This is a genomic window from Limnohabitans sp. 2KL-51 (assembly GCF_003063645.1).
Taxonomy (GTDB): Bacteria; Pseudomonadota; Gammaproteobacteria; order Burkholderiales; family Burkholderiaceae_C; genus Limnohabitans_A.
Genome location: NZ_NESJ01000004.1, coordinates 231,250 through 257,930, shown reverse-complemented (window position 1 = coordinate 257,930; position 26,681 = coordinate 231,250). Strand labels below are relative to the sequence as shown.

Here is a 26,681-nt window from a genome sequence, read left to right as displayed (position 1 = left end):
TCAAGAAAATGATAGCTGGCCGCAGGTTCAAGTTCAAGGACTGCATGCCAACAAAGTCTGCGTAAGGCAGTGATCTTTTGGAGCTAGCACCCGCGCGGTACTCAAAAAAGCCCTACTGTCCGTATCTTCCTAGGCTCGCTGGGCTGAGTAGCTGGACTCGTTTCAAAACAAACGTAGCGTTTTTTTTAATCTGAGCACAGCGCTAGCTGCGTCTGCGCAAGGGCTAAAAACAATGCTGCATTGACACCATGTTGGTGTCACTGACAAAAGATTGAAAAGGGGTGTTTTGACTGTTCCGAAATCTATGAAAAGACATCGAAAAATCTATGAGAAGTAGTAAACCCGGACCATACTACTTTGAACTAAAGAAAAAGCACCTAGAGTTTCCTCTAAGTGCTTGATTTCATTGGGAATTTTTGGTGGGCGATGCAAGTTTCGAACTTGCGACCCCTGCAGTGTGAATGCAGTGCTCTACCCCTGAGCTAATCGCCCTGCGCCATTCAGCGAAGACGACGATTATGACATGAAAACCTGACCCATTTGACTCTTAACAGCTGAAAAATCGCCGTCAAACGCATGGCCTTTTGGTCGATGGGACTCAAACCGACAGAGCCAGTCGCCAAACAGTTTTGCCGCCACTTGATTTGTCGAGTTGGGTCAGCACATCATCGTGCGCGGCCAACTCTTGGGCATTGGCGGGAAGTACCGGCAAAGCATAGGTGCTCAGGTCCAGTTGCACCTTGACCGACAGTGTGTCTGTAGGTGCGTCGCCCGCATCGATCAGCAGCGCCTCTTGGCCGCGTGTCATATTGATGTAAACGTCGGCCAGCAACTCGGCATCGAGCAAAGCGCCGTGCAGGGTGCGCCCAGAGTTGTCGACCTCAAGGCGGTCGCACAGCGAGTCGAGGCTGTTGCGTTTGCCGGGGAACATTTCCTTGGCCATGGCCAGGGTGTCGATCACACCATTGACGTAAGCCTTCAACGGCTTTTTCCCGACACGTTCAAGTTCCTTGTTCAGAAAGCCGATGTCAAACGCTGCATTGTGAATGATGAGCTCGGCATCGGCCAGGTAATTCAGGATGTCTTCCGTCAGCTCGGCAAACTTGGGTTTGTCTCGTAAAAACTCGTTGCTGATGCCGTGCACTTTGAGCGCATCTTCATGGCTGTCACGCTCGGGGTTGAAATAGAAATGCAGGTTGTTGCCCGTGAGTTTGCGGGCATACAGCTCCACACAGCCCAGCTCGATGATGCGGTCGCCGCCTTCGGCTGAGAGGCCCGTGGTTTCGGTGTCCAGAACAATTTGACGCATGGTTCGGCTTCGCTCAGTGCAGCTCTTTGGCGTGGTTGATCGTGTAGCGCGGAATCTCGATGACCAGATCACTCTTGGCCACAAAGGCCTGGCAGCTCAGGCGCGAGTTGGGCTCCAAGCCCCAGGCGCGGTCGAGCAGATCTTCTTCGGTCTCCTCCATCTCACCCAGGCTTTTGAAGCCTTCGCGCACCACCACATGGCAGGTGGTGCAGGCTGCGCTCATGTCGCAGGCGTGTTCGATGTTGATGTGGTTGTCCAGCAGGGCTTCGCAGATGCTGGTGCCCGCAGGCGCGGTGATTTCTGCTCCGTTGGGGCAGTATTCGGCGTGGGGCAGGATTTTGATGACGGGCATGGCGGTATTGTGGATTACATCGACTGGATATTTTGGCCAGCCAGGGCTTTCTGGATGCTGTGGTTCATGCGCTCGGCCGCAAAGACTTCGGTGCCCTTGGCCAGCGCCTGGGTGCAGTCTTCCAGGGCTTTGGCGTCTTGTTCTGTTGGGATGGCCGCTTGCAAGGTGGCCATCAGGGCGTCGATGCTGGCGCGTTCGGCAGCGCTCAGCAATTGACCGTCTGCGGCCAAGGCGCTGCGCGTGGCCAGTAGCATGCGGTCGGCGTCCACGCGGGCCTCGACCAAGGCGCGAGCCTTCATGTCGGCTTGCGCGGTCGTGAAGCTCTCTTGCAGCATGGTGGCGATTTGATCATCGCTCAGGCCATACGAAGGCTTGACGTCGATACGCGCTTCCACACCGCTGATTTGTTCTTTGGCGCCCACGCTGAGCAGGCCATCGGCATCGACCGTGAAGGTCACGCGAATACGGGCTGCGCCTGCGGCCATGGGCGGGATGCCGCGCAGCTCAAAGCGGGCCAAGCTGCGGCAGTCTTGCACCAGGTCGCGTTCGCCCTGCACCACATGCAGCGCCAGCGCGGTTTGGCCGTCTTGGTAGGTGGTGAAGTCCTGCGCCATGGCGGTGGGGATGGTCTGGTTGCGCGGGATGATGCGCTCGACCAAACCGCCCATGGTCTCGATGCCCAGCGACAACGGGATCACATCGAGCAGCAGCAACTCGCCAGAGGCGTTGTTGCCCGCCAGTTGGTTGGCCTGGATCGATGCGCCCAAAGCGACGACTTCGTCGGGGTTGAGGTTGTTGAGTGGCGCTTGGCCAAAAAATTCGGCCACGGCCTGCTGGATTTGCGGCATGCGGGTAGAGCCACCCACCATGACCACGCCTTGCACGTCTTCTTTGGCCAGCTGCGCATCACGCAAGGCCTTACGCACGGCGGTGATGCAGCGGGCCGTCAGGGCTTGGGTGGCTTGTTCGAAATCTGCACGGCTGATGGGCGACGACAAGGCACCTGTAGACAGCGCCACATTCAGGCTGACCGTATCCGCGCTCGTCAATGCTTCTTTAGCTGCACGGGCTGCTGCCTTGAGGCGTGTTTTGTCTTCGGCTGTTGAAGCCTGCAGTGCGGGCTGACGTGACATGGCGACATCAGCCAGGGCTTGGTCGTAATCGTCACCACCCAAGGCGGAGTCACCGCCGGTGGACAAGACCTCAAACACGCCTTGCGTCAGACGCAAAATCGAAATATCGAACGTGCCGCCGCCCAAATCAAACACGGCATAAACGCCTTCGCTGGCGTTGTCCAGGCCATAAGCAATGGCCGCTGCTGTCGGCTCGTTGATGAGACGCAGCACGTTCAGACCCGCCAGTTGCGCTGCGTCTTTGGTGGCTTGGCGCTGGGCGTCGTCAAAGTAAGCGGGCACGGTGATGACGGCGCCGTACAGGTCGTCGTTGAAGGTGTCTTCGGCGCGGTAACGCAGGGTGGCCAAAATTTCGGCACTCACCTCGACGGGCGATTTGGGGCCTTGCACGGTTTGAATGGACAGCATGCCCTGTTCACTGGCGGTGAACTCGTAAGGCAGTTTGCTGCGGTCGGCGATGTCTTGCAGGCCACGCCCCATGAAGCGCTTGACCGAGGCGATGGTGTTGACCGGGTCGCTGGCGGCAGATTGCACAGCGTCAAAACCAATTTGACGGCCTTGCCCCGGCATGAATCGAACCACCGAAGGCAGGATGACCCGCCCATCGTCATCGGGCAAGCATTCGGCCACGCCGTTGCGCACTGAGGCCACCAGCGAATGCGTGGTGCCCAGGTCGATGCCCACGGCGATCCGGCGTTGGTGAGGGTCGGGCGACTGGCCCGGTTCAGAAATCTGCAGTAACGCCATGGTCAATCAGGGGAGGTCAGGTCAATCGGTCGAGTTTAGCGTTCACTTCTTGCGTGAAGCGCTCGATGAACATCAGCGCCCTCACCTGCCCCACGGCTTGCGCAGGGTCTTTGGCCACATCCAGCAAATCGCCCAGCGTTTGCTGCACGCGACGCTGCTCGGCAGCCACAACGTCTGCCAGTGCTTCCAAGCCTTGGGCACTGGCCGTGTCTTCCAAGCTTTCACGCCATTCCATCTGCTGCATCAGGAATGCGGCGGGCATGGCGGTGTTGTTTTCGGCCTGCACGGGCGCACCACGCAACTCGCACAAATAGGCGGCGCGTTTGAGCGGGTCTTTGAGCCGCTGATAGGCCTCGTTGATGCGCACCGACCACTGCATGGCCACGCGCTGAGCTGCGGCGCCATCGGCAGCAAAGCGGTCGGGGTGGGCTTCGCGCTGCAAGGCTTTCCAGCGTGCATCGAGTTCAGCACGGTCCTGCGCAAACTGCACAGGCACATCAAACAGCTCGAAGTCGTTGGCTTGAAGCGAGATCACACGCGGAAAGACTCACCGCAACCGCAGCGGTCGCGCTCGTTGGGGTTGTTGAAGCGGAAGCCTTCGTTCAGGCCTTCGCGCACAAAGTCCAACTCTGTGCCATCGATGTAGGCCAGGCTCTTTGGGTCCACCAGCACCTTGACGCCGTGGCCTTCAAACACCACGTCTTCTGGGGCGATGTCGTCCACGTACTCGAGCTTGTAGGCCAGGCCCGAGCAGCCCGTGGTCTTGACGCCCAAGCGCACACCCACACCCGAACCACGTTTGGCCAAGTAGCGGGTCACATGCCGCGCTGCGGCGGCAGACAAGGAGATGGCCATGTCAGTTCAGGTGTTTCTTTTTGTAGTCTTCAACGGCCGCCTTGATGGCGTCTTCGGCCAGGATGGAGCAGTGGATTTTGACCGGTGGCAGCGCCAGCTCTTCGGCGATTTCGCTGTTTTTGAGGGCTGCAGCTTGGTCGAGCGTTTTGCCCTTGACCCATTCGGTAACGAGCGAGCTGGACGCAATGGCCGAGCCGCAGCCATAGGTTTTGAAGCGCGCGTCTTCGATCACGCCGGTTGTCGGGTTGACCTTGATCTGCAGCTTCATCACGTCGCCGCAAGCCGGTGCGCCGACCATGCCGGTGCCCACGCTGTCGTCGCCTTTGTCAAACGAGCCGACATTGCGGGGGTTTTCGTAGTGGTCAACCACTTTTTCAGAATATGCCATGGTGTTTTCTCCGTATTCAGGTCAATGTCAGCTCAGTGGGCAGCCCACTGAATGGTGCTCAAGTCGATGCCATCTTGGTGCATTTCCCACAGGGGGCTGAGATCGCGCAACTTGGCCACGTTTTCGCGGATGGTTTTGATCGCGTAATCGATGTCCTCTTCGGTGGACCAGCGGCCAATCGTCATGCGCAGGCTGCTGTGGGCCAACTCGTCGCTGCGGCCCAGGGCGCGCAACACATAGCTGGGCTCCAGGCTGGCCGAGGTGCAGGCCGAACCAGAAGACACTGCCAGGCCCTTGATGCCCATGATGAGTGATTCACCTTCAACAAAGTTGAAGCTCATGTTGATGTTGTGGGGCACGCGCTGGGTGGCATGACCATTCAAAAACACCTGCTCCATGTCGCTCAGGCCGTTGATCAGGCGGTCGTGCAAAGCGCGGGCCTTGGAATTGTCTTGCACCATCTCGAGCTTGGCAATGCGAAACGCCTCGCCCATGCCCACACACTGGTGCGTGGGCAGAGTGCCCGAGCGCATGCCGCGCTCATGACCGCCACCGTGCATTTGCGCTTCGAGGCGAATGCGGGGCTTGCGTCGAACATACAAAGCGCCAATGCCTTTGGGGCCATAGGTTTTGTGCGACGCCAGGCTCATCAAATCGATGGGCAGCTGTGTCATGTCGATCTCGACCTTGCCAGTGGCTTGGGCCGCATCGACGTGGAAGATGATGCCTTTTTCGCGGCACAAGTTACCAATCGCGGTCACGTCCTGGATCACGCCGATTTCGTTGTTCACGAACATCACGCTGATCAAGATGGTGTCGGGGCGAATAGCGGCCTTGAGAGCGTCCATGTTCAGCAAACCATCGGCCTGCACGTCCATGTAGGTCACTTCAAAACCCTGGCGCTCCAGCTCACGCATGGTGTCGAGCACAGCTTTGTGTTCGGTCTTAACGGTGATCAGGTGCTTTCCACGCGACTTGTAAAAATGCGCAGCGCCCTTGATGGCCAGGTTGTTGGACTCGGTTGCGCCACTGGTCCAAACGATTTCGCGGGAGTCGGCACCGATCAGATCAGCCACTTGATCGCGGGCTTTTTCGACGGCAGCTTCGGCCTCCCAGCCCCAAGCGTGGGTACGGGATGCGGGATTGCCAAAGTGCTCGCGTAGCCAAGGGACGATGGCGTCCACCACGCGGGGATCACAAGGGTTGGTGGCACCGTAGTCAAGGTAAATGGGGAAATGGGGTGTGGTCATGGTCTGCTCTTCTTCGGAAATCAGGATTTGGCGAACATGTTGCCCAAGTCAAACACCGAGTTGGGCACATTCACGCGAATAGGCTGGCTGATTGGCATGGGGGCAATTGCACGCTTAAGGCTGGGCTTGTTTTCGACCACCAAACCTTTGGCCAATTGGTCATCCACCAGCTTTTGCAAGGACACCGAGTCCAGAAACTCCACCATTTTAGAGTTGAGTGAGGCCCACAGGTCGTGTGTCATACAGCGGCCATCGCCGCCATTGCAATTTTCTTTGCCACCGCAGTGGGTGGCGTCAATCGGCTCATCCACGGACAAAATGATGTCGGCCACGGTGATGTCTGTGGATTTGCGGCCCAAGGTGTAACCGCCGCCGGGTCCACGGGTGGACTCAACCAGGTTGTGGCGACGCAACTTGCCGAACAACTGCTCTAAATAGGACAGTGAAATCTGTTGGCGCTGGCTGATGGCGGCCAATGTCACGGGGCCTGCGTCTTGACGCAAAGCCAAGTCGATCATGGCGGTGACGGCAAAACGGCCTTTGGTGGTTAAACGCATGGCAGACTCCTGAAGTGGGTGGAAGTGCTGTCTGAAAACCGGCTGAGTTGGTTCCCGACTAAACAAGTCAAGTATAAGGCATACCCGATCAAATCAGTCGGGTTATAGGGTTATTCAAGCCCTGATCAGCGGCACGATGTGGTCGCCCCCTGCCGCGCCAAAGGCCTGCTCCTTCAGGATGGTCAGTTGGTCGCGTACCTGAGCGGCCTTTTCGAACTCCAGGTTGCGGGCGTGTTCCATCATTTGCTTCTCCAACTGCTTGATGGCACGGGCGATGTCTTTCTCGCTCATGTCCTCCACTTTGGCCCTTTGCACCGCAGCTTGCTCTAAGCGCTCGGCTTCTTTGCCCGACTTTTCGCTGTAAACGCCGTCGATCAGGTCTTTGACCTTTTTGACAATGCTCTTGGGCGTGATGCCCATGACCTCGTTGTGCGCCACTTGCTTGATGCGGCGGCGCTCGGTCTCGCCCATGGCTTTTTTCATCGACTCCGTGATGCGGTCGGCGTACAAAATGGCGCGCCCGTTGAGGTTGCGCGCTGCACGGCCAATGGTCTGGATCAAGCTCCGCTCGGATCGCAAGAAGCCTTCTTTGTCGGCGTCCAAAATCGCCACCAACGAGACCTCGGGAATATCAAGGCCCTCGCGCAGCAAGTTGATGCCCACCAGCACATCGAAAGCGCCCAAGCGCAGGTCACGCAAAATCTCGACCCGCTCCACCGTGTCCACGTCGCTGTGCAGGTAGCGCACCTTGACGCCGTTGTCGCTCAGGTAATCGGTCAGCTGCTCGGCCATGCGCTTGGTCAGCGTGGTGATCAGCACCCGCTCGTGCTTGTCCACCCGGATACGAATTTCCTGCAGCACGTCGTCCACCTGGTGGATGGCAGGGCGCACCTCGACCTGCGGGTCGACCAAACCTGTGGGGCGCACCACTTGTTCGACCACTTTGCCCGAATGCGTCTTTTCATAGTCGGCGGGCGTGGCCGAGACAAAGATGCACTGGCGCATGCGCTTTTCAAACTCTTCAAACTTGAGCGGGCGGTTGTCTAAAGCGCTGGGCAAGCGAAAGCCGTATTCCACCAAGGTGGTCTTGCGGGCCTTGTCGCCGTTGTACATGGCGTTGAGCTGGCCAATCATCTGGTGACTTTCGTCCAGAAACATGATGGCGTCGGGCGGCATGTAGTCGGTCAGCGTGCTGGGCGCGTCACCAGGTGCCGCGCCCGACAAATGGCGCGTGTAATTCTCAATGCCCTTACAGTGGCCCACTTCGGACAACATTTCCAAGTCAAACCGGGTGCGCTGCTCCAGCCGCTGCGCCTCGACCAGCTTGCCCATGCCCACCAGTTCTTTCAAGCGCTGAGCCAGCTCCACCTTGATGGTTTCTACCGCCGCCAACACCTTGTCGCGCGGCGTCACGTAGTGACTGGACGGGTAAACCGTGAAGCGCGGGATCTTCTGGCGAATGCGCCCGGTGAGCGGATCGAACAGTTGCAGGCTCTCAATCTCGTCGTCAAAAAGCTCGATGCGGATGGCTAACTCGGAATGCTCGGCCGGAAACACGTCGATGGTGTCGCCCCGTACGCGGAATTTGCCTCGGCTGAATTCCATGTCGTTGCGCTGGTACTGCATGCGGATCAGCTGCGCGATCACGTCGCGCTGGCCCAGCTTGTCGCCGGTGCGCAGCGTCATGATCATGCGGTGGTAGCTCTCAGGCTCGCCAATGCCGTAGATGGCCGAGACCGTGGCCACGATCACCACATCGCGCCGCTCCATGATGCTTTTGGTACACGACAGGCGCATCTGCTCGATGTGCTCGTTGATCGCGCTGTCTTTTTCAATGAACAGGTCGCGCTGCGGCACATAGGCCTCAGGTTGGTAGTAGTCGTAATAACTGACAAAGTACTCGACCGCGTTTTTGGGAAAGAACTCTCGGAACTCGCTGTACAGCTGCGCCGCCAACGTTTTGTTAGGCGCAAACACAATGGCGGGCTTGCCTATTTGTGCGATCACATTGGCCATGGTGAAAGTCTTACCAGAGCCGGTCACGCCCAACAGGGTCTGGAACACCTCGCCATCGTGCACGCCTTCGACCAGCTGCTCAATGGCCACGGGCTGGTCGCCAGCGGGCGGGTAAGGCTGGAACAGCTCAAAGGGCGAGCCCGGGTAGCTAATAAATTGGCCATCGAGTGGGACAGATGTGACCTCTGACAGAGGAATGATTTCAGACATGGGAACTCGTTTTTTGTGGAAAGAGGAGCGACTGACCGGACTGAATCTGCCTGCTCAGAGCACGCCCTGAGGTCAATAGCCGCCAAACAAAATGTCGAGCGCATTGACCACATCGGGTGCTTGGGCGCGCAAATTCAACAGCGGCGCACCCAACCAGCGCAGAGGCACTGCGGCAAGCGCAGCACTGTCCAGCACCAGCGCCTGACCATCCACCGTACAGACAGGGTTGAGGTCACGCATCGGCAAAGGGGCATATTCGGCGCTTCGCAAGGGAATCACGATACGCGTGGCAATCTTGTCCAAAAAGCTGTTTTGAACGTCCAGCAAATAGGGGGTGCGCTCGCGCATGTGGGCATCCGGGTGGGCATACACGTCGAACTGGGCCATGGCTCAGAAACTGCGGTAAGCGTCCAGGGGCAAGCCCTCTTGCTCGATGCGGGCGTTGTAGCTGGCAATGGCATCCAGGTTTTGCGCCTGCCAGCGCGCCCAATACTGGCGCTTGACTTCTTGAGCCAGCAAGGCATCCACCGTGCGTGACACATTCATGTCCAGTTCACGCGCCATGGCCAGCACCTCAGCGTTGAGCGATAAATTGACGGGCTTTTTCGGGGCATCTTCAAAGCGCAACATGCGGAACCTCCGAGAAGTATGCGCATAGTTTATGCGCAAAATAACATTAAAGTGCTTTGCAAGACCAAGTGTCTGCAGTCCAATCCATCTGCCCAAGACCCAAAGCCAACGGATTACGGAGCCCACACCGCCTTGAGTTGGAACGCGCCGGTGCAGTGGTTTGAGCCTAAAATAAAGGGCTTTTCCCCATTGACTACACAGGATTGTCACCATGTCTTTGTTTTCCGCCGTCGAAATGGCCCCCCGCGACCCGATCCTGGGTCTGAACGAACAATTCAACGCCGACACCAACCCCAACAAAGTGAACTTAGGCGTGGGCGTTTACTTCGACGACAACGGCAAACTGCCCCTGCTGCAATGCGTGCAAGCGGCTGAAAAAACCATGATGGCCACCCCCACCGCGCGTGGCTACCTGCCAATTGACGGCATCGTGGCCTATGACAACGCCGTCAAAGCGCTGGTGTTTGGCGCTGAATCCGACGTGGTCAAGTCGGGCCGCGTGTCCACCGTGCAGGCCATCGGCGGCACGGGCGGCCTGAAAATCGGTGCCGACTTTCTGAAAAAAGTCAGCCCCAAGGCCAAAGTGCTGATTTCTGACCCCAGCTGGGAAAACCACCGCGCCATCTTCGTGAACGCCGGTTTTGAAGTAGAGAGCTACGCCTATTACGACGCGGTCAATCGGGGCGTGAACTTCGATGGCATGTTGGCCAGCCTGAACGCCGCGGCCGCGGGCACCATCGTTGTGTTACACGCCTGCTGCCACAACCCGACCGGCTACGACATCACTGCAGCAGAGTGGGACCAGGTCATTGCCGTCGTCAAGGCGAAAAACCTGACCGCCTTTTTGGACATGGCTTACCAGGGCTTTGGCCACGGCATCCAAGAGGACGGTGCCGTGATCGGCAAGTTTGTGGCTGCGGGCCTGAACATCTTCGTGTCGACGTCGTTCTCCAAGAGCTTCAGCCTGTACGGTGAGCGGGTGGGCGCCTTGTCGGTGGTGGCCTCTGACAAAGAAGAAGCCTCCCGCGTGTTGTCGCAACTCAAAATCGCCATCCGCACCAACTACTCCAACCCACCCATCCACGGTGGCGCGGTGGTGGCGGCTGTTCTGAACAACCCCGAACTGCGCGCCCAGTGGGAAAGCGAACTGGCCGAGATGCGCGTGCGCATCAAGGCCATGCGCCAAAAACTGGTGGACAGCCTCAAAGCCGCTGGCGTGAAACAAGACATGAGCTTTATCACCACCCAGATTGGCATGTTCAGCTATTCGGGTCTGACCAAAGACCAAATGGTGCGCCTGCGCAGCGAGTTTGGCGTGTATGGCACCGACACCGGCCGCATGTGCGTCGCCGCGCTGAACAGCAAAAACATCGATTACGTCTGCGCATCGATTGCCAAAGTCGTCTGACCGCCCCCTTCAAGACTGAAATCCGGTTTGAAACCGCCCCTGACGGGGCGGTTTCTTTTTGGACGGTCCGGAAGGTGACTGTCAATTAGGGGGCAAACTCAAAAAATATATGCTGGTCTCCTGTACTATTGCTGCAGTGCATCATTTTGTTGCAAGGGAAACTGTCACATGCTTTATCAGATTTATGAAACGCAACGCTCGATCATGGAGCCTTTTTCCGATCTGGCACAAGCTGCAGCCAAGCTCTACAGCAACCCCCTGAACCCCATGGCGCAAACGCCTTTGGCCCAGCGAGTGTCCGCTGGCTACGCCCTGATGCACCGTTTGGGCAAAGATTACGAGAAACCAACGTTTGGCATTCAGACCGTCAAGGTCAACCAAACGGACGTCGCCATCCATGAGCGCATCGAGATCGACAAGCCCTTTTGTGAGCTGCGCCGCTTCAAGCGCTTCACGGACGATCCTGCAACCCTGTCACTCCTCAAAAGCCAGCCCGTCGTTTTGATGGTAGCGCCTTTGTCCGGCCACTACGCCACGTTGCTGCGTGACACTGTCAAAACCATGCTGCAAGGCCACAAGGTCTACATCACCGACTGGAAAAACGCCCGCTTGGTGCCCATGTCCGAAGGCGAATTCCACCTGGACGACTACATCAACTACGTGCAGGAATTCATCCGCCACCTGCAATCCATCTACGGCCATTGCCATGTGGTGAGCGTGTGCCAGCCTACCGTGCCGGTGTTGGCGGCAGTGTCATTGATGGCCAGCCGTGGCGAAAAAAACCCATTGACCATGACCATGATGGGCGGCCCCATCGATGCACGCAAATCACCCACAGCGGTGAACAACTTGGCGACCAACAAGAGCTTTGATTGGTTTGAAAACAATGTGATCTACCGCGTACCGGCCAATTTCGCAGGTGCCGGTCGCCGTGTGTACCCCGGGTTTTTGCAACACACTGGCTTTGTGGCCATGAACCCCGACCGCCATGCCACCAGCCATTACGACTACTTCAAGGACCTGATCAAGGGTGACGACGCCAGCACCGAAGCGCACCGTAAGTTTTACGACGAGTACAACGCCGTGCTCGACATGGATGCCGATTACTATTTGGAAACCATCCAGACCGTGTTCCAGGACTTCAAGCTGGTCAAGGGCACTTGGGACGTCAAGGGTGTGGACGGCAAAGTGGAGCGCGTTCGCCCTCAGGACATCAAAGGCACGGGCTTGATGACTGTCGAGGGCGAGCTGGATGACATCTCGGGCTCGGGCCAGACCCGCGCTGCACAAGACCTCTGCACTGGCGTACCTGCCAGCGAACGCCAGCACCTGGAAGTGCCTGGCGCAGGCCATTACGGTATCTTCAGTGGTCGCCGCTGGCGTGACATCGTGTACCCACAGGTGGTGAAATTCATCCAAGCTCATGCACTCAAGGCCAAGGCGTCAGCGCCCAAGGCAGTTGCTGCAGCGCCTGTGGCGGCCAAAGCCGCGAAAGCCGTGGTCAAGGCACCTGCCAAGACCCCGCTAAAGGCCCCAGTCAAGCCAGCGATCAAGCCAGCAGCCACAAGCGTGGCCAAAGCTGCCGTCAAAGCCGTGGCAACACCAGCAGCCAAGCCTGTGACCAAAGCCGCAGCGCCTGTCAAAACTCTGGTCAAAACATCGGTCAAAGCTGTGGCCAAAGCACCCGACAAAAACGGCAAAGCGGCAGCCCAGCCAAAAGGCACAGTCAAAACCACCTGGGTGGCCCCCAAAGCCTGAGGCCCATGCCCCTGAAGCCCACAGCGCCTGAGACCCAGGCGCTTTTTCTTGCCCTCAACGATGCCCTGCCTCAAACGCAGTGCACACGTTGCGGCTTTCCCGATTGCGCCAGCTATGCCCGCGCCATGGCCGAAGGGCAAGCGGCCATCAACCAATGCCCGCCGGGTGGACAGGCCGGTATTGAGCGTCTGGCTGCACTGACTGGCCAGCCTATGGTCATGCTGAACCCCGAGCATGGCATTGAAGGCCCACGGCACGTGGCCATCATCGACGAGGCATGGTGCATCGGCTGCACGCTGTGCATCAAGGCCTGTCCGACCGATGCGATTTTGGGGGCCAACAAAGTCATGCACACCGTGATTGAGCCTTGGTGCACGGGGTGTGAGTTGTGCATCCCGGTGTGCCCGGTGGACTGCATTGCGCTGGAAAATATGACCGGTGCAGATTCTGGCTGGGCTGCCTGGTCTGCCGAGCAAGCTCACACCGCACGCGAGCGCTACACCTCGCGCCAGCAGCGTCTGGTGCGCGAAGAAGCCACCCACCAACAGCAACAAGTGGCCAAAGCCGAGCACAAGCTGGCCGACTTGAACGCACACACAAAAGGCACTGAAAACGCCCCTGAGATGGACCGCAAACGCGCCATCATTGAAGCGGCACTGGCCAAAGCAAAAGCCCGCCAAGCCGGAGCATGACGGGCTTTTGAAGGTCATGTCGGGGCTGAAGCCACCGACCTACGAGACGGTTTATTGCAAGTCGGTGGCTTTAGCCCCGCCATATTTTCAATCAGCCCTTCAGGTCCGACAAAATTCAATGCGCGTTGGCCGCCAATGCCGCAAAAGCCTTCACCACTTCATCGGGTGCCTGCACCAATTCGATCAACACGCCCTCGCCGCCAATCGGAAACTCTTCATTCGCCTTGGGGTGCAAAAACGTGATGTCAAATCCAGCAGCGCCCTTGCGGATGCCACCGGGCGCAAAGCGCACGCCTTGTGATGTGAGCCAATCCACCGCCACCGGCAAGTCATCAATCCACAAACCGATGTGGTTGAGCGGCGTGGTGTGCACGGCAGGTTTTTTCTCGGGGTCGAGTGGCTGCATCAAATCGACCTCGACCTTGAACGGGCCGGTGCCGATGGCGCAGATGTCTTCGTCCACGTTCTCGCGTTCGCTTTTGTAGGTGCCGGTCACCTCCAGGCCAAACATGTCGACCCAGAGCTTTTGCAAGCGACCTTTGTCAGGCCCGCCAATGGCAATTTGCTGGACACCCAGCACTTTGAAAGGGCGGGGCATTTACTCAAACTCCACGATCATCTGGTCCACCGTGAGCGATTCGCCTTTGGCGGCCACCACTTTCTTGACCACGCCGTCTTGCGCGGCAAAGAGTACGTTTTCCATCTTCATGGCTTCGATCACGGCCACGCGTTCACCCGCTTGCACCTTTTGGCCCACCGACACGGCCACGTCGACCAAAAGGCCAGGCATGGGTGACAAAACAAAGCGGCTCAAGTCGGGGGGGGCCTTGTAAGGCATGAGCTGGTGCAACTCGGCCATGCGGGGCGACATGACCAGCGCTTCAATGCGGGTACCGTTGTGCTGCACTTGCAAAGCCAATGGGTTCTTCAAGGTACCACGCTCGATTTGCGCGGTGAATGGCAGGCCGTTGCAAGTGCCTTCGATGCGGATGTCGTTCAAGCGCGAGTTGCTGGCGATGGCGTAGATTTTGCCATTCACTGTGATCTGCGCTTCGCCGTGCTTGCCCGCAAATTCGTCAACATGCACGGGCACATAACGGTTGTTGCCCGCCTTGCCCAGTTCGACCACAGCGTAGTCTTGGCCCACTTGCACGTCGTATCCTGGCAACTGACCACTTAAACCCGCGGCACGCTCGCGCGACTTGCGACGAACGAAGGCCGCCAGTGCGGCCAAGAAATCGTGGTCTTCGTGGGGCACATCTTCAGCGCGGAAACCATGGCTGTATTGCTCGGCAATGAAGCCGGTGTTGAAGTCACCCGACACAAAACGAGGGTGCGCCAACAAAGCAGCCTGGAAAGGGATGTTGGTGCTGATGCCGCGGATCACAAAACCATTCAAGGCTTCGCGCATTTTGTGAATTGCGTCGTTGCGGTCTTTGCCGTGCACGATGAGCTTGGCAATCATCGAGTCGTAGAACATCGGTATCTCGCCGCCGTCTTGCACCCCCGTGTCCACACGCACGCCGAACAAGTCGGCGGTATTGCCTTGGAACATGGTTTGTTTGGGCGTCTGAAAACGCACCAAACGGCCCGTAGAAGGCAAGAAATTGCGGAACGGGTCTTCAGCGTTGATCCGGCACTCGATGGCCCAGCCGTTGCGCTGTACGTCTTTTTGCTCGATTGGCAATTTCTCGCCCGCGGCCACGCGGATCATCATCTCGACCAGGTCCAGGCCGGTGATGGCTTCGGTCACCGGGTGCTCGACCTGTAAACGGGTGTTCATCTCCAAAAAGTAAAAGCTCTGGTCTTTGCCGACCACAAACTCCACCGTACCGGCCGATTGGTATTTCACCGCCTTGGCCAGTTGCACCGCCTGCTCGCCCATGGCTTTGCGGGTGGCATCAGAGATAAAGGGTGAAGGCGCTTCCTCGATCACTTTTTGGTGACGGCGCTGAATCGAACACTCGCGCTCGTTCAAATAAATCACGTTGCCGTGGCTGTCGCCCAGCACCTGAATTTCGATATGACGAGGTTCCTCAACAAACTTCTCGATGAACACACGGTCGTCGCCAAAGCTGTTGCGCGCTTCGTTGCGGCAGGACGTAAAGCCTTCAAACGCTTCCTTGTCGTTGAAGGCCACGCGCAGGCCCTTGCCGCCGCCGCCCGCCGAGGCTTTGATCATCACCGGGTAGCCGATGCCCTTGGCAATTTCGACGGCTTTCTCAGCCGTCTCAATCGCGTGGTTCACGCCGGGAATGCAGTTCACGCCTGCAGCGCCAGCCAGTTTCTTGGACTCGATCTTGTCGCCCATGGCGGCAATTGAAAAGTGACGCGGCCCAATGAAGGCGATGCCTTCATCTTCGCAGCGCTTGGAGAACTCGGCGTTCTCGCTCAAAAAACCGTAGCCGGGGTGAATGGCTTGTGCGCCTGTGGCTTTGGCTGCGGCGATGATTTTGTCAGCCACGAGGTAGGACTCGCGCGAGGCTGCTGGACCAATCAGCACGGCTTCATCGGCCAGTTGAACATGGCGCGCTTCTTTGTCGGCTTCAGAATAAACGGCCACGGTTTGGATGCCCATTTTTTGGGCGGTGGCGATGACGCGGCAGGCGATTTCGCCACGGTTGGCAATCAGAATTTTCTTGAACATAGGGAATCCTTTTATCTGTCTTCCCGGGCTTGACCCGGGATCCATGGATGGCGGATCAAGTCCGTCATGACGGGGTGCCGATCAAAGCGGAATGTTCCCGTGCTTGCGCCATGGGTTTTCAATCTTCTTGTCTTTGAGCATGACCAGCGATCGGGCAATGCGTTTGCGGGTGTTGTGCGGCATGATGACGTCGTCGATGTAACCCCGGTTCGCCGCCACAAACGGGTTGGCAAAGCGGGCTTTGTATTCGGCTTCTTTGGCGGCCAGTTTTTCGGGGTCGCCTTTGTCTTCGCGGAAGATGATTTCCACAGCGTCTTTGGCACCCATCACTGCAATCTCGGCATTGGGCCAGGCAAAGTTCACGTCGCCGCGCAGGTGCTTGGAGGCCATCACGTCGTATGCGCCGCCGTAAGCCTTGCGGGTAATGACGGTGATTTTGGGCACGGTGCACTCGGCATACGCATAGAGCAATTTGGCACCATGCTTGATGATGCCACCGTATTCTTGGCTGGTACCAGGCATGAAGCCGGGCACGTCCACAAAGGTGATAACGGGGATGTTGAACGCATCGCAAAAACGCACAAAGCGCGCCGCTTTGATGGAGCTTTTGATGTCCAGGCAACCGGCCAACACCAAAGGCTGGTTGGCCACAATGCCCACGGTTTGGCCATCGATACGGGCAAAGCCGATCAGGATGTTCTTGGCGTAATCGGGCTGCAGTTCAAAGAAGTCGCCGTCATCCACGGTTTTGAGGATGAGCTCCTTCATGTCATAGGCTTTGTTGGGGTTCTCGGGCACCAAGGTGTCCAGGCTCATGTCAACTCGGTCGATGGTGTCGCCGCTCTTGCGAACGGGTGCTTTTTCGCGGTTGTTCAGCGGCAAGTAGTTGTACAGGCGGCGCACCATGAGCAGCGCTTCCACATCGTTTTCAAACGCCATGTCGGCCACGCCGCTCTTGGTGGTGTGGGTCAATGCACCGCCCAATTCTTCGGCCGTGACTTCTTCGTGGGTCACGGTCTTGACCACTTCAGGGCCCGTCACAAACATGTACGACGTATCCTTGACCATGAAGATGAAGTCGGTCAAGGCTGGCGAGTACACCGCACCACCGGCCGATGGGCCCATGATCATGCTGATCTGGGGCACCACGCCCGAGGCCATCACGTTGCGCTGGAACACATCGGCATAACCACCCAAGGACGCCACACCTTCTTGAATGCGGGCACCGCCCGAATCGTTCAGGCCAATCACCGGCGCACCGACCTTCATGGCCTGGTCCATGACTTTGCAGATCTTCTCGGCGTGCGTTTCAGACAAGGCACCGCCATACACGGTGAAGTCTTGGCTGTACACAAACACCAAACGGCCGTTGATCATGCCGTAGCCGGTGACCACGCCGTCGCCGGGGATTTTGTTGTTTTCCATGCCGAAGTCGGTGCAGCGGTGCTCAACGAACATGTCCCACTCTTCGAAGGTGCCTTCGTCCAGCAAAACCTCAATGCGCTCACGGGCTGTGAGCTTGCCTTTGGCGTGTTGCGCGTCAATGCGCTTTTGCCCGCCACCCAAGCGGGCCGCAGCGCGCTTTTTTTCCAGTTGTTCAATGATGTCTTGCATGCTTGCTCTCTCTCAAAAATCAGGTAGGGCGCTCATCAGCGCGAACGGGTTGGGAATGCGATTGCGCGGCCAGCAACTGGCGCGCTGCTGTCGAGGCGACCAACTGGCCAGAAGCGACTTGTTGGCTCAGTTGGGGCAGCAGTGTTTGCACACGCGACTGCGCCCGAAAATTGTGTTTGAGCCCAGCGTCGATGCGTTCCCACATCCACGACAGGGCTTGATACTGGCGTCGCTCGGCCAAGCGGCCATTGGCCGTTTGCAGACTTCGGAACTCGCTGACTGCGGCCCAAAAACTGTCCACGCCCTGGCCCAGCAAAGCGCTCAGCTGCACCACCTTGGGGTGCCACTGCGTGGTGTCGGCGTGCGCATGACCCGAGCCGCCGTGCATGCCCAAAAGCTGCAAGGCACTGGTGATCTGCAACTCGGCGCGGGTGGCAGCGATGGCATCGATGTCGGCCTTGTTGATGACCACCAAATCGGCGATTTCCATCACGCCTTTTTTGATGGCTTGCAAATCGTCGCCCGCGTTGGGCAGCTGCATCAGCACAAACATGTCGGTCATGTTGGCCACCGCCGTTTCGGACTGGCCCACGCCCACCGTCTCGACAATCACCACGTCGTAGCCCGCCGCTTCGCAGACCAACATGGACTCGCGGGTTTTTTCGGCCACACCACCCAAGGTGCCGCTGCTGGGGCTGGGGCGGATGTAGGCGCGCTCGTGCACGCTGAGCAACTCCATGCGGGTCTTGTCCCCCAAGATGGAGCCGCCCGACACGGTGGAAGACGGATCGATGGTCAAAACCGCCACGCGGTGGCCTTGCGCAATCAGGTACAGGCCCAGCGCCTCGATGAAAGTGGACTTGCCCACCCCCGGCACGCCGCTGATGCCCAGCCGGAACGAATTGCCCGTGTGCGGCAGCATGGCCGTGAGCAGCTCATCGGCCAGGGCACGGTGGTCCGCACGCGTGGATTCCAGCAGAGTGATCGCTTTGGCCATGGCACGGCGCTGCAGGGAGGCAGTGCCATGGCGCATGCCCTGCAAAAGCTGGTCAGTGCTTGGCATGCTCATAAGATCTCGAATCTGCGCCCATCGGGCAGGCGATACCGCGAGAAGTCGCGCACATCCATGGTCATCACGTTGATGGTGTTCGTGTCTTGCGCCAACCAAACCAAAGAGGCATCCGCCAAGTCCATTTCTGTCCGAGGCTCAGCGGTATAACGCGCCATCAGCTCCGCCAAGTCGGGGAGGTTCGACACGTCAAACGGGAACACGATGACACCACCTTCGGACACCCATCGCAGAAATCGCTGGACGGCATTGGCACCCAGAAAATGGCACACCTCCACCACACAAGGCCAAGTGGTCGTCAACCGCCAGTTTTCGGCCAACAAACGGGTGTAGTGCCGATGCGCCACATCACTGGCGTCAAACAGCGCCACCATGGGCCCGGTGTCGATCAAGGCCACCTTCACGGCGTGTCCGTTTCCTGGTCTGAGCCTGACCACACTTTGCCCTGCTTTTTGGCCTCTTGAAAAGCCAGCCAATCGGCTTGATGGGCATCCCGTTTGGTTTTGAGTTTGGACCGAATGGCCACCTTGGTTGGCGAAAGGGATTCATGGCCTTCTGGCAAAGACTCTCGCACCTCAGCCTGCACCTTGAGCAGCAGGTCATAGGGATTCTTGCGCCCCAATGCCCTCTCCAGCGCCGAAACGATGAACTGTGACTTGGTCACGCCCATTCGTTTGGCGGTCAGCTCCAGCTCTTTTTCGAGCAAAGGCTCCAATCGAACGGAAACAGCCATGGCAGACTCCTTGATGATGTTCGCAATACTGTATTACTGTATCACAAGCATCTTTAAGCCAAAGCCTTCTTGATCTGCTCCAGCACATCCTTGGCGCTGACCGGGATCGGGGTGCCGGGGCCGTAAATGCCCTTGACGCCCGCTTCGTACAGCATGTCGTAGTCTTGGCGCGGGATCACGCCGCCCACGAACACGATGATGTCGTCTGCGCCCTGCTTATTGAGTTCAGCAATGATGGCGGGGACCAGGGTTTTGTGGCCTGCGGCGAGTGTGCTCACGCCCACGGCGTGCACGTCGTTTTCAATCGCTTGGCGGGCGCACTCTTCGGGGGTCTGGAACAGCGGACCCATGTCCACGTCGTAGCCCAGGTCGGCAAACGCGGTGGCGACCACTTTGGCGCCCCGGTCGTGGCCGTCTTGGCCCAACTTGGAAATCATCACGCGGGGGCGGCGGCCTTGGGCATCGGCAAAGGCGGCGATGTCGGCTTTGAGAGCGTTCCAGTATTCCATGGTGTCTCCCACGTTTTCGCCATCGTCGTAGGCGGCGGCGTAAACGCCGGTGACTTTTTGTGTGTCGGCGCGGTGGCGACCAAAGGATTTTTCAAGTGCGTCGGAAATTTCACCAACCGTGGCGCGCAGGCGCACGGCCTGAATCGACAAGTCGAGCAGGTTGCCTTGGCCCGATTCGGCCGAAGCGCTCAAAGCGTCCAGCGCGGCTTGCACCTTGGCGCTGTCGCGGGTAGCGCGGATTTTGGCGAGTCGCTCGATCTGGCCGTCGCGCACACGCACGTTGTCAATTGACAAGGTTTCGATCGGGTCTTCCTTGGCCAGCTTGTATTTGTTCACGCCCACGATCACGTCTTTGCCTGAGTCGATGCGGGCCTGCTTTTCAGCCGCTGCGGCTTCGATCTTGAGCTTGGCCCAGCCGCTGCCCACGGCCTTGGTCATGCCGCCCATGGCTTCGACTTCTTCGATGATGGCCCAGGCCTTGTCGGCCATTTCTTGGGTGAGCGACTCCATCATGTATGAACCGGCCCAAGGGTCGATCACGTTGGTGATGTGGGTCTCTTCTTGAATGATGAGCTGGGTGTTGCGGGCGATGCGCGAGCTGAATTCAGTAGGCAGTGCGATGGCCTCGTCAAACGAGTTGGTGTGCAGCGACTGGGTGCCGCCAAACACGGCCGCCATGGCTTCGATGGTGGTGCGCACCACGTTGTTGTAAGGGTCTTGCTCGGTGAGCGACCAGCCAGATGTTTGGCTGTGGGTGCGCAGCATGAGACTCTTGGGGTTCTTGGCGTCAAAGCCCTTCATGATGCGGCACCACAGCAGGCGGGCCGCACGCATCTTGGCGATCTCCAGATAGAAGTTCATGCCAACGGCCCAGAAGAAGGACAGGCGACCGGCGAACTCGTCCACGTCCATGCCCTTGGCAATCGCCGTCTTCACGTATTCCTTGCCGTCGGCCAAGGTGAACGCCATTTCCAGTGCCTGGTTGGCCCCGGCTTCTTGCATGTGGTAACCCGAGATCGAGATCGAGTTGAACTTGGGCATGTTCTTGGCCGTGTACTCGATGATGTCGCCGATGATTTTCATCGACGGCTCGGGCGGGTAGATGTAGGTGTTGCGCACCATGAACTCTTTCAGAATGTCGTTCTGAATCGTTCCTGAGAGTTTTTCTTGCGAGATGCCCTGCTCTTCAGCCGCGACCACGTAGCCTGCCAGCACCGGCAAGACCGCGCCATTCATGGTCATGGACACGCTGACTTTGTCCAGCGGAATCTGGTCAAACAGGATCTTCATGTCTTCGACGGAGTCAATCGCCACACCGGCCTTGCCCACGTCGCCCGTCACGCGGGGGTGATCAGAGTCGTAACCCCGGTGGGTGGCCAGGTCAAAAGCCACCGACACGCCCTGCCCGCCCGCAGCCAAGGCCTTGCGGTAGAAGGCGTTGGATTCTTCGGCGGTGGAAAAACCGGCGTATTGGCGGATCGTCCAGGGGCGCACGGCGTACATGGTGGCCTGCGGGCCGCGCAAGAAAGGCTCAAAGCCAGGCAGCGTGTTGGCGTAGGGCAAGTTGGCCGTGTCTTCGGCGGTGTACAGCGGCTTGACGACGATGCCGTCGGGTGTCTTCCAGTTCAGGGCGTTTACATCACCACCAGGGGCGGATTTGACCGCTGCTTTTTGCCAGGCTTCCAGGTTGGAAGCGTTGAATTCAAAGGATTTGGACGTCATGGCGCTGTGCTTTCGGGACAAAAATGGCTGAGCCGGATTTTGGCAGCCTGGGGCTGCCTACCGGCTGACAAGTACCGTGATTCATAATTATTGATGCAGAATATTTTAACCGGCTTACAATTCAGCATCTGAAAAATTTTCTGTCAACGCCTCAAAAACCGGTTTCCCCGGCACGCCACGCCTCATGTCCGCCCTGTCCCTTGCCCCTCGCGCCCTGTACGAAGAAGTTGCCGAACTAATGCGGCAGCGTATTTTTGCGCGCGAACTGGAGCCCGGTAGCTGGATCGACGAGTTGCGCATCGCCGAAGCGCTGGGCATAAGCCGCACCCCCTTGCGCGAGGCCTTGAAGGTGCTGGCCGCTGAGGGTTTGGTGACCATGAAGGTGCGCCGAGGCGCTTATGTCACCGAGGTCAGTGACAAAGACCTGCGCGATGTCTACCACCTGCTGGCCCTGATGGAATCGGACGCGGCCCGCGTGGTGGCACAAAACGCCAGCGTCGAACAAATGGCGCAAATTGAAGCCTTGCACCAGAACTTGGAAGAGGCCGTGGGCGACCGCGACCGATTCTTCGAGATCAACGAAGCTTTTCACATGTTGCTGCTGGAGTTGGCCGACAACCGCTGGCGCGACCAGATGGTGGCCGACCTGCGCAAGGTGATGAAGCTCAACCGCCACAGCTCCCTGTTCAAGGAAGGCCGGATTGAACAATCTCTGGCCGAGCACCGCGCCATCGTGCAGGCCCTGACCCAGCGCCAGCCCGAGCAAGCGGCCGAGCGCATGTCGGCGCACTTCACGAACGGCCTGCAGGCCGCCCAATAAATCAGTCGGTGACCACCGCCCCCCGCGCCAACGCAGCGCGGGCCAGCTGCCAGACCTCACGCGGCGGCAAGGGCTTGAGTTTGTGGTCGCTCCACACTTGCCGCCACAAGCGACCACCGCGTTGCCCGTGGTACAGGCCCAGCATGTGCCGCGCAATTGCATACCAAGGGCAGCCGTCTTCGGCAAAGGCTCGCTCCATGTAGGCCACCATGGCCTCTTCCACCGCTTCGCGGCTGGGCACCTCGTGGGCGTCGCCAAAAAAAGTGACGTCCCAGCTGCCCAATAGCCATGGGTTGTAATAGGCCTCGCGCCCGACCATCACACCGTCGGCATGCTGCAAATGGCTGGCGATGTCTTCGTTGGTCTTGATGCCGCCGTTCACGGCAATCACCAGTCCCGGAAAATCTTGTTTGAGCTGGTAGGCCAATTCATAGCGCAGCGGCGGGATCTCGCGATTTTCCTTAGGACTCAGGCCATCGAGCCAGGCATTGCGGGCGTGCACGATGAAAACCCGGCTGCCGGCCTCGCTCACTGTGCCCACAAAGTCGCGCACAAAGTCGTAGCTCTCGATGCGGTCCAGGCCAATGCGGTGCTTGACCGTCACCGGCACATCCACCACATCAAGCATAGCTTTCACGCCGTCGGCCACGGTGCGCGGCTCGTTCATCAGGCAGGCGCCAAATGCGCCGCGCTGCACCCGGTCACTGGGGCAGCCGCAGTTCAGGTTGATTTCGTCGTAACCCCACTCCTGGCCCAGCTTGGCGGCATAGGCCAGATCGGCCGCTTCGCTGCCGCCCAATTGCAAAGCCACAGGGTGCTCTTCGGCATTGAAGCGCAAATGCCGCTGCACGCTACCGTGTCGCAAAGCGCCTGTGGTCACCATTTCGGAGTAGAGCAAGGTGTGGCGGGTCAACAGGCGGTGGAAAAAACGGCAATGCCGATCGGTCCAGTCCATCATGGGAGCGACACTTAAACGCCACGGGCTTGGTGGCGGGTGGCTGCTGTCTTTTTCTTCTGAAATTTGCTGCATTGAAGGCATTTTTGAACATGAAGTGCACACGAACGGCACACGAAGTCAAGATCTGGATCACAAGGGTCAACCGGCTTGAGCACCCAGACCGAAGGCATGGACGACATTCTCGCAGCTCCCCTGCGATGGAGCCTACCCTTAATGGCGCAGGCATCAAACTCATGCGCCAGCATCAGCGACATAAGAAGAAAAATGTGACCGTGAACCTCATCTACAAAGGGCAGCGGATCATCGATCCATGGCTTGGAGCCTGCGACAATCTGGACATGAGTCATTCATCTTTCGCCCCCCTCCAAAACGACAGCTTCTTGCGCGCCTGCCTGCGCCAAGCCACTGACCACACCCCCGTCTGGCTCATGCGCCAAGCCGGGCGCTACCTGCCCGAGTACCGCGACACCCGCGCCAAAGCCGGCAGCTTCATGGGCCTGGCCACCAACGTCGACTACGCCACCGAAGTCACTCTGCAGCCGCTGGAACGTTATGCACTGGACGCGTCCATCCTGTTCAGCGACATCCTCACCGTGCCCGACGCCATGGGCCTGGGCCTGAGCTTCGCTTTGGGTGAAGGCCCCCGCTTTGCCAAAAACGTGCGCGACGAAGCCGCCGTGGCCGAGCTGGCCGTGCCCGACATGAACAAGCTGCGCTACGTCTTCGATGCGGTGACGTCCATTCGCAAGGCACTGAACGGCCGCGTGCCCCTCATCGGCTTTTCCGGAAGCCCCTGGACGCTGGCGTGCTACATGGTCGAGGGCGCGGGGTCTGACGATTACCGTCACGTCAAAACCCTGATGTACAGCCGCCCAGACCTGATGCACCGCATTTTGGCCATCAACGCCGACGCCGTGGCCCTGTACCTGAACACGCAAATCGAAGCCGGTGCGCAAGCCGTCATGGTGTTTGACAGCTGGGGCGGTGTGCTGGCCGACGGGGCTTTCCAGCAGTTCAGCCTGGCCTACACCGCTCGCGTGCTTGCCCAACTCAAAACCGAGCACAACGGCCAGCGCATCCCCAGCATCGTCTTCACCAAAGGCGGCGGCCTGTGGCTGCCCGAGATGGCGGGCCTGAACTGCGACGTGCTGGGTCTGGACTGGACCATGAACCTGGGCCGCGCACGCGCCCTGGTGGGAGGTGAAGTGGGCGGCCCCGGCAAAGCGCTGCAAGGCAACATCGACCCGAACATCCTGTTTGCGCCGCCTGCGCAAATCGCCACCGAGGTGCACCGCGTGCTGGACAGCTTTGGCACCCCGCACACCGGCCGCAGTTCCACAGGCCCCACGCACATCTTCAACCTGGGCCACGGCATCAGCCAATACACCCCGCCCGAGCATGTGACGGCCTTGGTCGAGGCGGTGCACCAGCATTCCCGCCAGATGCGCCGCACCGCTTAATTGAGCTCTGGGTGTCTCAGGGCCGTTGGGTTTTGATTTCCAGATCCAAGCCGGTTGCGCCCACTTTGACAGGACCCAAGCTGCCCTCCCAATCACCCGACTGCGGGATCGCATTGCCCGACTTCGAAATCCGGGCTTTCACAAGCACCTGACTGGCACCTGAGAGCTTGCGATCGGGCAGCATGGCACTGCTGTCGTCGAGGGTGAAGCTCAACGGTAATTGGGCCACGGTGGTCTTCAACAACGCCAGTGGCATCCGCTCGCCATTGGCGGGCACGGCATAGACAAACACCACATCCGTAGGGCTGGTTTGGCTTTTTAATGCCGCTGACAGACGCACTTGCCCTGAGACATTCAGCGCCGATGCAGCGCCCCCTGCAGCAGAGGCTACGGCAGCTGCTGGCGCCGCTCCTGAAGCAGCGCTGCCTTGCGCAGGCACCGCTCCTTGCGCGCTCTGAGCAGCCGGGGTAGACGATGGGCTGGCTGGGTTTTTCAGTTTGGCTTGAACGGTCGACATGGCTTCGATCAAGTTCGGGACATCGGGGTGATCTGCTGACAGCCGAAGCCGAGCGCGTTGCCAAAATTCAAGGGCATCGGCGTAGCGGTTGTTTGCATAAGAAGCGCTGCCAGCCAACAACAATGCGGCATAGTTTTGGGGATCGCGCTGCAAGACTTCGCGAATCACGCGCCAAGGTTCTCCATCAAATCGGCCTTGGTTCTTGGCCGCCAACACCTCGGCCCGCGCCAAAATCAGCTCGTCGTCTGCATTGAGCTTCAACGCACGGTCAAAGGCTGACAAAGCCGCATCCAGGTTGCCTATGCTGCGGTGAGTCCGCCCCAGCAAGACCCAGCCTTCGAGGTTGTTCGGATCGGCCTGCAATTTGCTCGCCAAATTCTCTACGATTTGGTCGAGATTTGGGGCCGCTGCCTGCTCAGTCGCTGCTTCGGCCAACGCTGATGCGGGTGGCATCGGACTTATAGCTTCAGGAGCACCCAGCCAGATGTACAAGCCCAAAGCCGAAATGGGAAAGACCAAAGCGATCACCACCGCTGTGCGCCATGATTGCGCTTGGGTGATGAGCTGTGGCTCGTCTTCAACCGCCGTGTCTTGCAGCAAGCGCACACTCAGTTCATCGCGTGACTGTTGCCACTCGGCATCACTGAGGTGGCCGTTGGCGTGTTCACGGTCCAGGTCCAAAATTTGCTCTCGATAAACCTTGACGTTGGCTTGCGACTGGCTTGCCGAAGTGACCACTGGGCCCTGACGCAGCAAGACCCACACCACCACACCCGCCACACACAGCGCCATGCCCAGCGTGACGGCCAGAAACATCAGCAGTTCAGTCATGGCGACTCTCCGTTTTTCAACAAGACACGAACTTGGTCGCGTTCTTTTTCACTCAAAGGTTTTGCCAACTTCTGAACCGCCTGGCGCTGACGCACATAAAGGGCCATGCCCACCAAACCGCACAGCAGCAAGGCAAAAGGGCCAAACCACAACAGCCAAGTCAAGGGTTTGACTTCGGGTCGGTAAAGCACAAAGTCGCCATAGCGCTCGACCAAGTAGGCTTTGATGGCGGCATCACTTTTGTCTTGGCGAATCAGCAGGCGAACTTCTTCGCGCAAGTCGTTCGCCAATTCAGCCCGCGAAGAAGCCAGCGATTCATTTTGGCAAACCAAACAGCGCAGCTCTTCAGAGATATGAATCAAACGCTGCTCGATCAGTGGCTCCTTGGCCGAAGGTTCAGCCTCTTTGCTTTGGGCAGTCGCTACTGCTGCTGCGGCAAGCAGGAACAAAACCCCCTGCATTAGCCGCTTGATTCCAAGAATATTCGTGATCATGG

At 58.7% G+C, this 26,681-nt stretch carries 26 protein-coding genes and 1 tRNA gene; 5 read left to right on the top strand and 22 right to left on the bottom strand.

The window, feature by feature from the left end; all coding sequences use genetic code 11:
- Positions 1-417: 417 nt before the first annotated feature.
- From B9Z49_RS05815 to B9Z49_RS05760, 12 genes are all read right to left on the bottom strand, one after another.
- Positions 418-492 (bottom strand) — tRNA-Val (locus tag B9Z49_RS05815).
- Between the two features lie 106 nt (positions 493-598).
- Positions 599-1,309, bottom strand: coding sequence for a DNA polymerase III subunit epsilon (gene dnaQ / locus B9Z49_RS05810; protein WP_108352482.1), 711 nt, complete (start codon positions 1,307-1,309; stop codon positions 599-601).
- Positions 1,310-1,322: 13 nt separating this feature from the next.
- Positions 1,323-1,661 (bottom strand): ISC system 2Fe-2S type ferredoxin, encoded by a 339-nt coding sequence (gene fdx, locus B9Z49_RS05805; protein WP_108352481.1) that lies wholly within the window; start codon positions 1,659-1,661, stop codon positions 1,323-1,325.
- Between the two features lie 14 nt (positions 1,662-1,675).
- The gene (hscA, locus tag B9Z49_RS05800) at positions 1,676-3,541 is read right to left on the bottom strand and encodes a Fe-S protein assembly chaperone HscA (protein WP_108352480.1); all 1,866 of its coding nucleotides are present in this window, start codon (positions 3,539-3,541) and stop codon (positions 1,676-1,678) included.
- Positions 3,542-3,557: 16 nt separating this feature from the next.
- Positions 3,558-4,073, bottom strand: a complete 516-nt coding sequence (gene hscB, locus B9Z49_RS05795; RefSeq protein WP_199224997.1) for a Fe-S protein assembly co-chaperone HscB — start codon at positions 4,071-4,073, stop codon at positions 3,558-3,560.
- Complete coding sequence (iscA, locus tag B9Z49_RS05790) at positions 4,073-4,396, bottom strand: iron-sulfur cluster assembly protein IscA (protein ID WP_108352478.1); 324 nt, start codon at positions 4,394-4,396, stop codon at positions 4,073-4,075. Before iscA ends, hscB begins: the two co-directional genes overlap by 1 nt.
- A gap of 1 nt (position 4,397) precedes the next feature.
- Positions 4,398-4,784 (bottom strand): Fe-S cluster assembly scaffold IscU, encoded by a 387-nt coding sequence (gene iscU, locus B9Z49_RS05785; protein ID WP_100174076.1) that lies wholly within the window; start codon positions 4,782-4,784, stop codon positions 4,398-4,400.
- 32 nt (positions 4,785-4,816) lie between these two features.
- Complete coding sequence (locus B9Z49_RS05780; RefSeq protein WP_108352477.1) at positions 4,817-6,034, bottom strand: IscS subfamily cysteine desulfurase; 1,218 nt, start codon at positions 6,032-6,034, stop codon at positions 4,817-4,819.
- Positions 6,035-6,054: 20 nt separating this feature from the next.
- On the bottom strand, positions 6,055-6,591 hold the full coding sequence (iscR, locus tag B9Z49_RS05775; RefSeq protein WP_108352476.1) for a Fe-S cluster assembly transcriptional regulator IscR: 537 nt from the start codon (positions 6,589-6,591) through the stop codon (positions 6,055-6,057).
- 114 nt (positions 6,592-6,705) lie between these two features.
- Complete coding sequence (gene uvrB, locus B9Z49_RS05770) at positions 6,706-8,817, bottom strand: excinuclease ABC subunit UvrB (RefSeq protein WP_233254525.1); 2,112 nt, start codon at positions 8,815-8,817, stop codon at positions 6,706-6,708.
- Between the two features lie 72 nt (positions 8,818-8,889).
- Positions 8,890-9,204 carry a CcdB family protein gene (locus tag B9Z49_RS05765; RefSeq protein WP_108352475.1) on the bottom strand — a complete coding sequence of 105 codons (315 nt, stop codon included), beginning with the start codon at positions 9,202-9,204 and terminating at the stop codon, positions 8,890-8,892.
- A 3-nt stretch (positions 9,205-9,207) separates the two neighbouring features.
- A complete protein-coding gene (locus B9Z49_RS05760) occupies positions 9,208-9,447 on the bottom strand; it encodes a type II toxin-antitoxin system CcdA family antitoxin (RefSeq protein WP_108352474.1) in 240 nt (79 codons plus the stop codon).
- 211 nt (positions 9,448-9,658) lie between these two features.
- Between B9Z49_RS05760 and B9Z49_RS05755 the strand changes: the two genes are divergently transcribed.
- From B9Z49_RS05755 to rsxB, 3 genes are all read left to right on the top strand, one after another.
- Complete coding sequence (locus tag B9Z49_RS05755; RefSeq protein WP_108352473.1) at positions 9,659-10,855, top strand: amino acid aminotransferase; 1,197 nt, start codon at positions 9,659-9,661, stop codon at positions 10,853-10,855.
- 168 nt (positions 10,856-11,023) lie between these two features.
- Positions 11,024-12,613: a polyhydroxyalkanoate depolymerase gene (gene phaZ / locus B9Z49_RS05750; protein WP_108352472.1), complete on the top strand. Its 1,590-nt coding sequence runs from the start codon at positions 11,024-11,026 to the stop codon at positions 12,611-12,613.
- 5 nt (positions 12,614-12,618) lie between these two features.
- Positions 12,619-13,305, top strand: a complete 687-nt coding sequence (gene rsxB / locus B9Z49_RS05745) for an electron transport complex subunit RsxB (RefSeq protein ID WP_108352471.1) — start codon at positions 12,619-12,621, stop codon at positions 13,303-13,305.
- Between the two features lie 115 nt (positions 13,306-13,420).
- Here the strand turns inward: rsxB and B9Z49_RS05740 are convergent, their stop codons facing one another.
- The 7 genes from B9Z49_RS05740 to scpA form a co-directional block, all read right to left on the bottom strand.
- Positions 13,421-13,903, bottom strand: coding sequence for a VOC family protein (locus B9Z49_RS05740; protein WP_108352470.1), 483 nt, complete (start codon positions 13,901-13,903; stop codon positions 13,421-13,423).
- Positions 13,904-15,952, bottom strand: coding sequence for an acetyl/propionyl/methylcrotonyl-CoA carboxylase subunit alpha (locus tag B9Z49_RS05735; RefSeq protein WP_108352469.1), 2,049 nt, complete (start codon positions 15,950-15,952; stop codon positions 13,904-13,906). It abuts the gene before it with no gap.
- Positions 15,953-16,033: 81 nt separating this feature from the next.
- Positions 16,034-17,566, bottom strand: coding sequence for an acyl-CoA carboxylase subunit beta (locus B9Z49_RS05730; RefSeq protein WP_108352468.1), 1,533 nt, complete (start codon positions 17,564-17,566; stop codon positions 16,034-16,036).
- A 19-nt stretch (positions 17,567-17,585) separates the two neighbouring features.
- A complete protein-coding gene (meaB, locus tag B9Z49_RS05725; protein WP_369913493.1) occupies positions 17,586-18,629 on the bottom strand; it encodes a methylmalonyl Co-A mutase-associated GTPase MeaB in 1,044 nt (347 codons plus the stop codon).
- A 2-nt stretch (positions 18,630-18,631) separates the two neighbouring features.
- On the bottom strand, positions 18,632-19,039 hold the full coding sequence (locus B9Z49_RS05720; RefSeq protein ID WP_108352466.1) for a type II toxin-antitoxin system VapC family toxin: 408 nt from the start codon (positions 19,037-19,039) through the stop codon (positions 18,632-18,634).
- Positions 19,036-19,368, bottom strand: a complete 333-nt coding sequence (locus tag B9Z49_RS05715; RefSeq protein WP_108352465.1) for a hypothetical protein — start codon at positions 19,366-19,368, stop codon at positions 19,036-19,038. The genes B9Z49_RS05720 and B9Z49_RS05715 overlap by 4 nt, the downstream gene beginning before the upstream one ends.
- 53 nt (positions 19,369-19,421) lie before the next feature.
- Positions 19,422-21,599, bottom strand: coding sequence for a methylmalonyl-CoA mutase (gene scpA, locus B9Z49_RS05710; protein WP_108352464.1), 2,178 nt, complete (start codon positions 21,597-21,599; stop codon positions 19,422-19,424).
- A 184-nt stretch (positions 21,600-21,783) separates the two neighbouring features.
- Here scpA and B9Z49_RS05705 point away from each other — a divergent pair, with 184 nt between their 5' ends.
- Positions 21,784-22,419, top strand: a complete 636-nt coding sequence (locus tag B9Z49_RS05705) for a GntR family transcriptional regulator (RefSeq protein WP_108352463.1) — start codon at positions 21,784-21,786, stop codon at positions 22,417-22,419.
- 1 nt (position 22,420) lies between these two features.
- Here the strand turns inward: B9Z49_RS05705 and dusA are convergent, their stop codons facing one another.
- Positions 22,421-23,449, bottom strand: coding sequence for a tRNA dihydrouridine(20/20a) synthase DusA (gene dusA, locus B9Z49_RS05700; RefSeq protein WP_369913492.1), 1,029 nt, complete (start codon positions 23,447-23,449; stop codon positions 22,421-22,423).
- A 266-nt stretch (positions 23,450-23,715) separates the two neighbouring features.
- Between dusA and hemE the strand changes: the two genes are divergently transcribed.
- Positions 23,716-24,837, top strand: coding sequence for a uroporphyrinogen decarboxylase (gene hemE / locus B9Z49_RS05695; protein ID WP_108352542.1), 1,122 nt, complete (start codon positions 23,716-23,718; stop codon positions 24,835-24,837).
- A gap of 16 nt (positions 24,838-24,853) precedes the next feature.
- On the opposite strand, the gene ccmI is transcribed toward hemE, so the two are convergent.
- Together ccmI and B9Z49_RS05685 are read right to left on the bottom strand one after the other, a co-directional pair.
- Entirely contained in the window at positions 24,854-26,185 is a 1,332-nt protein-coding gene (gene ccmI, locus B9Z49_RS05690; RefSeq protein WP_108352461.1) for a c-type cytochrome biogenesis protein CcmI, read from the bottom strand.
- Positions 26,182-26,679, bottom strand: coding sequence for a cytochrome c-type biogenesis protein (locus B9Z49_RS05685; protein WP_233254523.1), 498 nt, complete (start codon positions 26,677-26,679; stop codon positions 26,182-26,184). The genes ccmI and B9Z49_RS05685 overlap by 4 nt, the downstream gene beginning before the upstream one ends.
- Between the last annotated feature and the right edge of the window lie 2 nt (positions 26,680-26,681).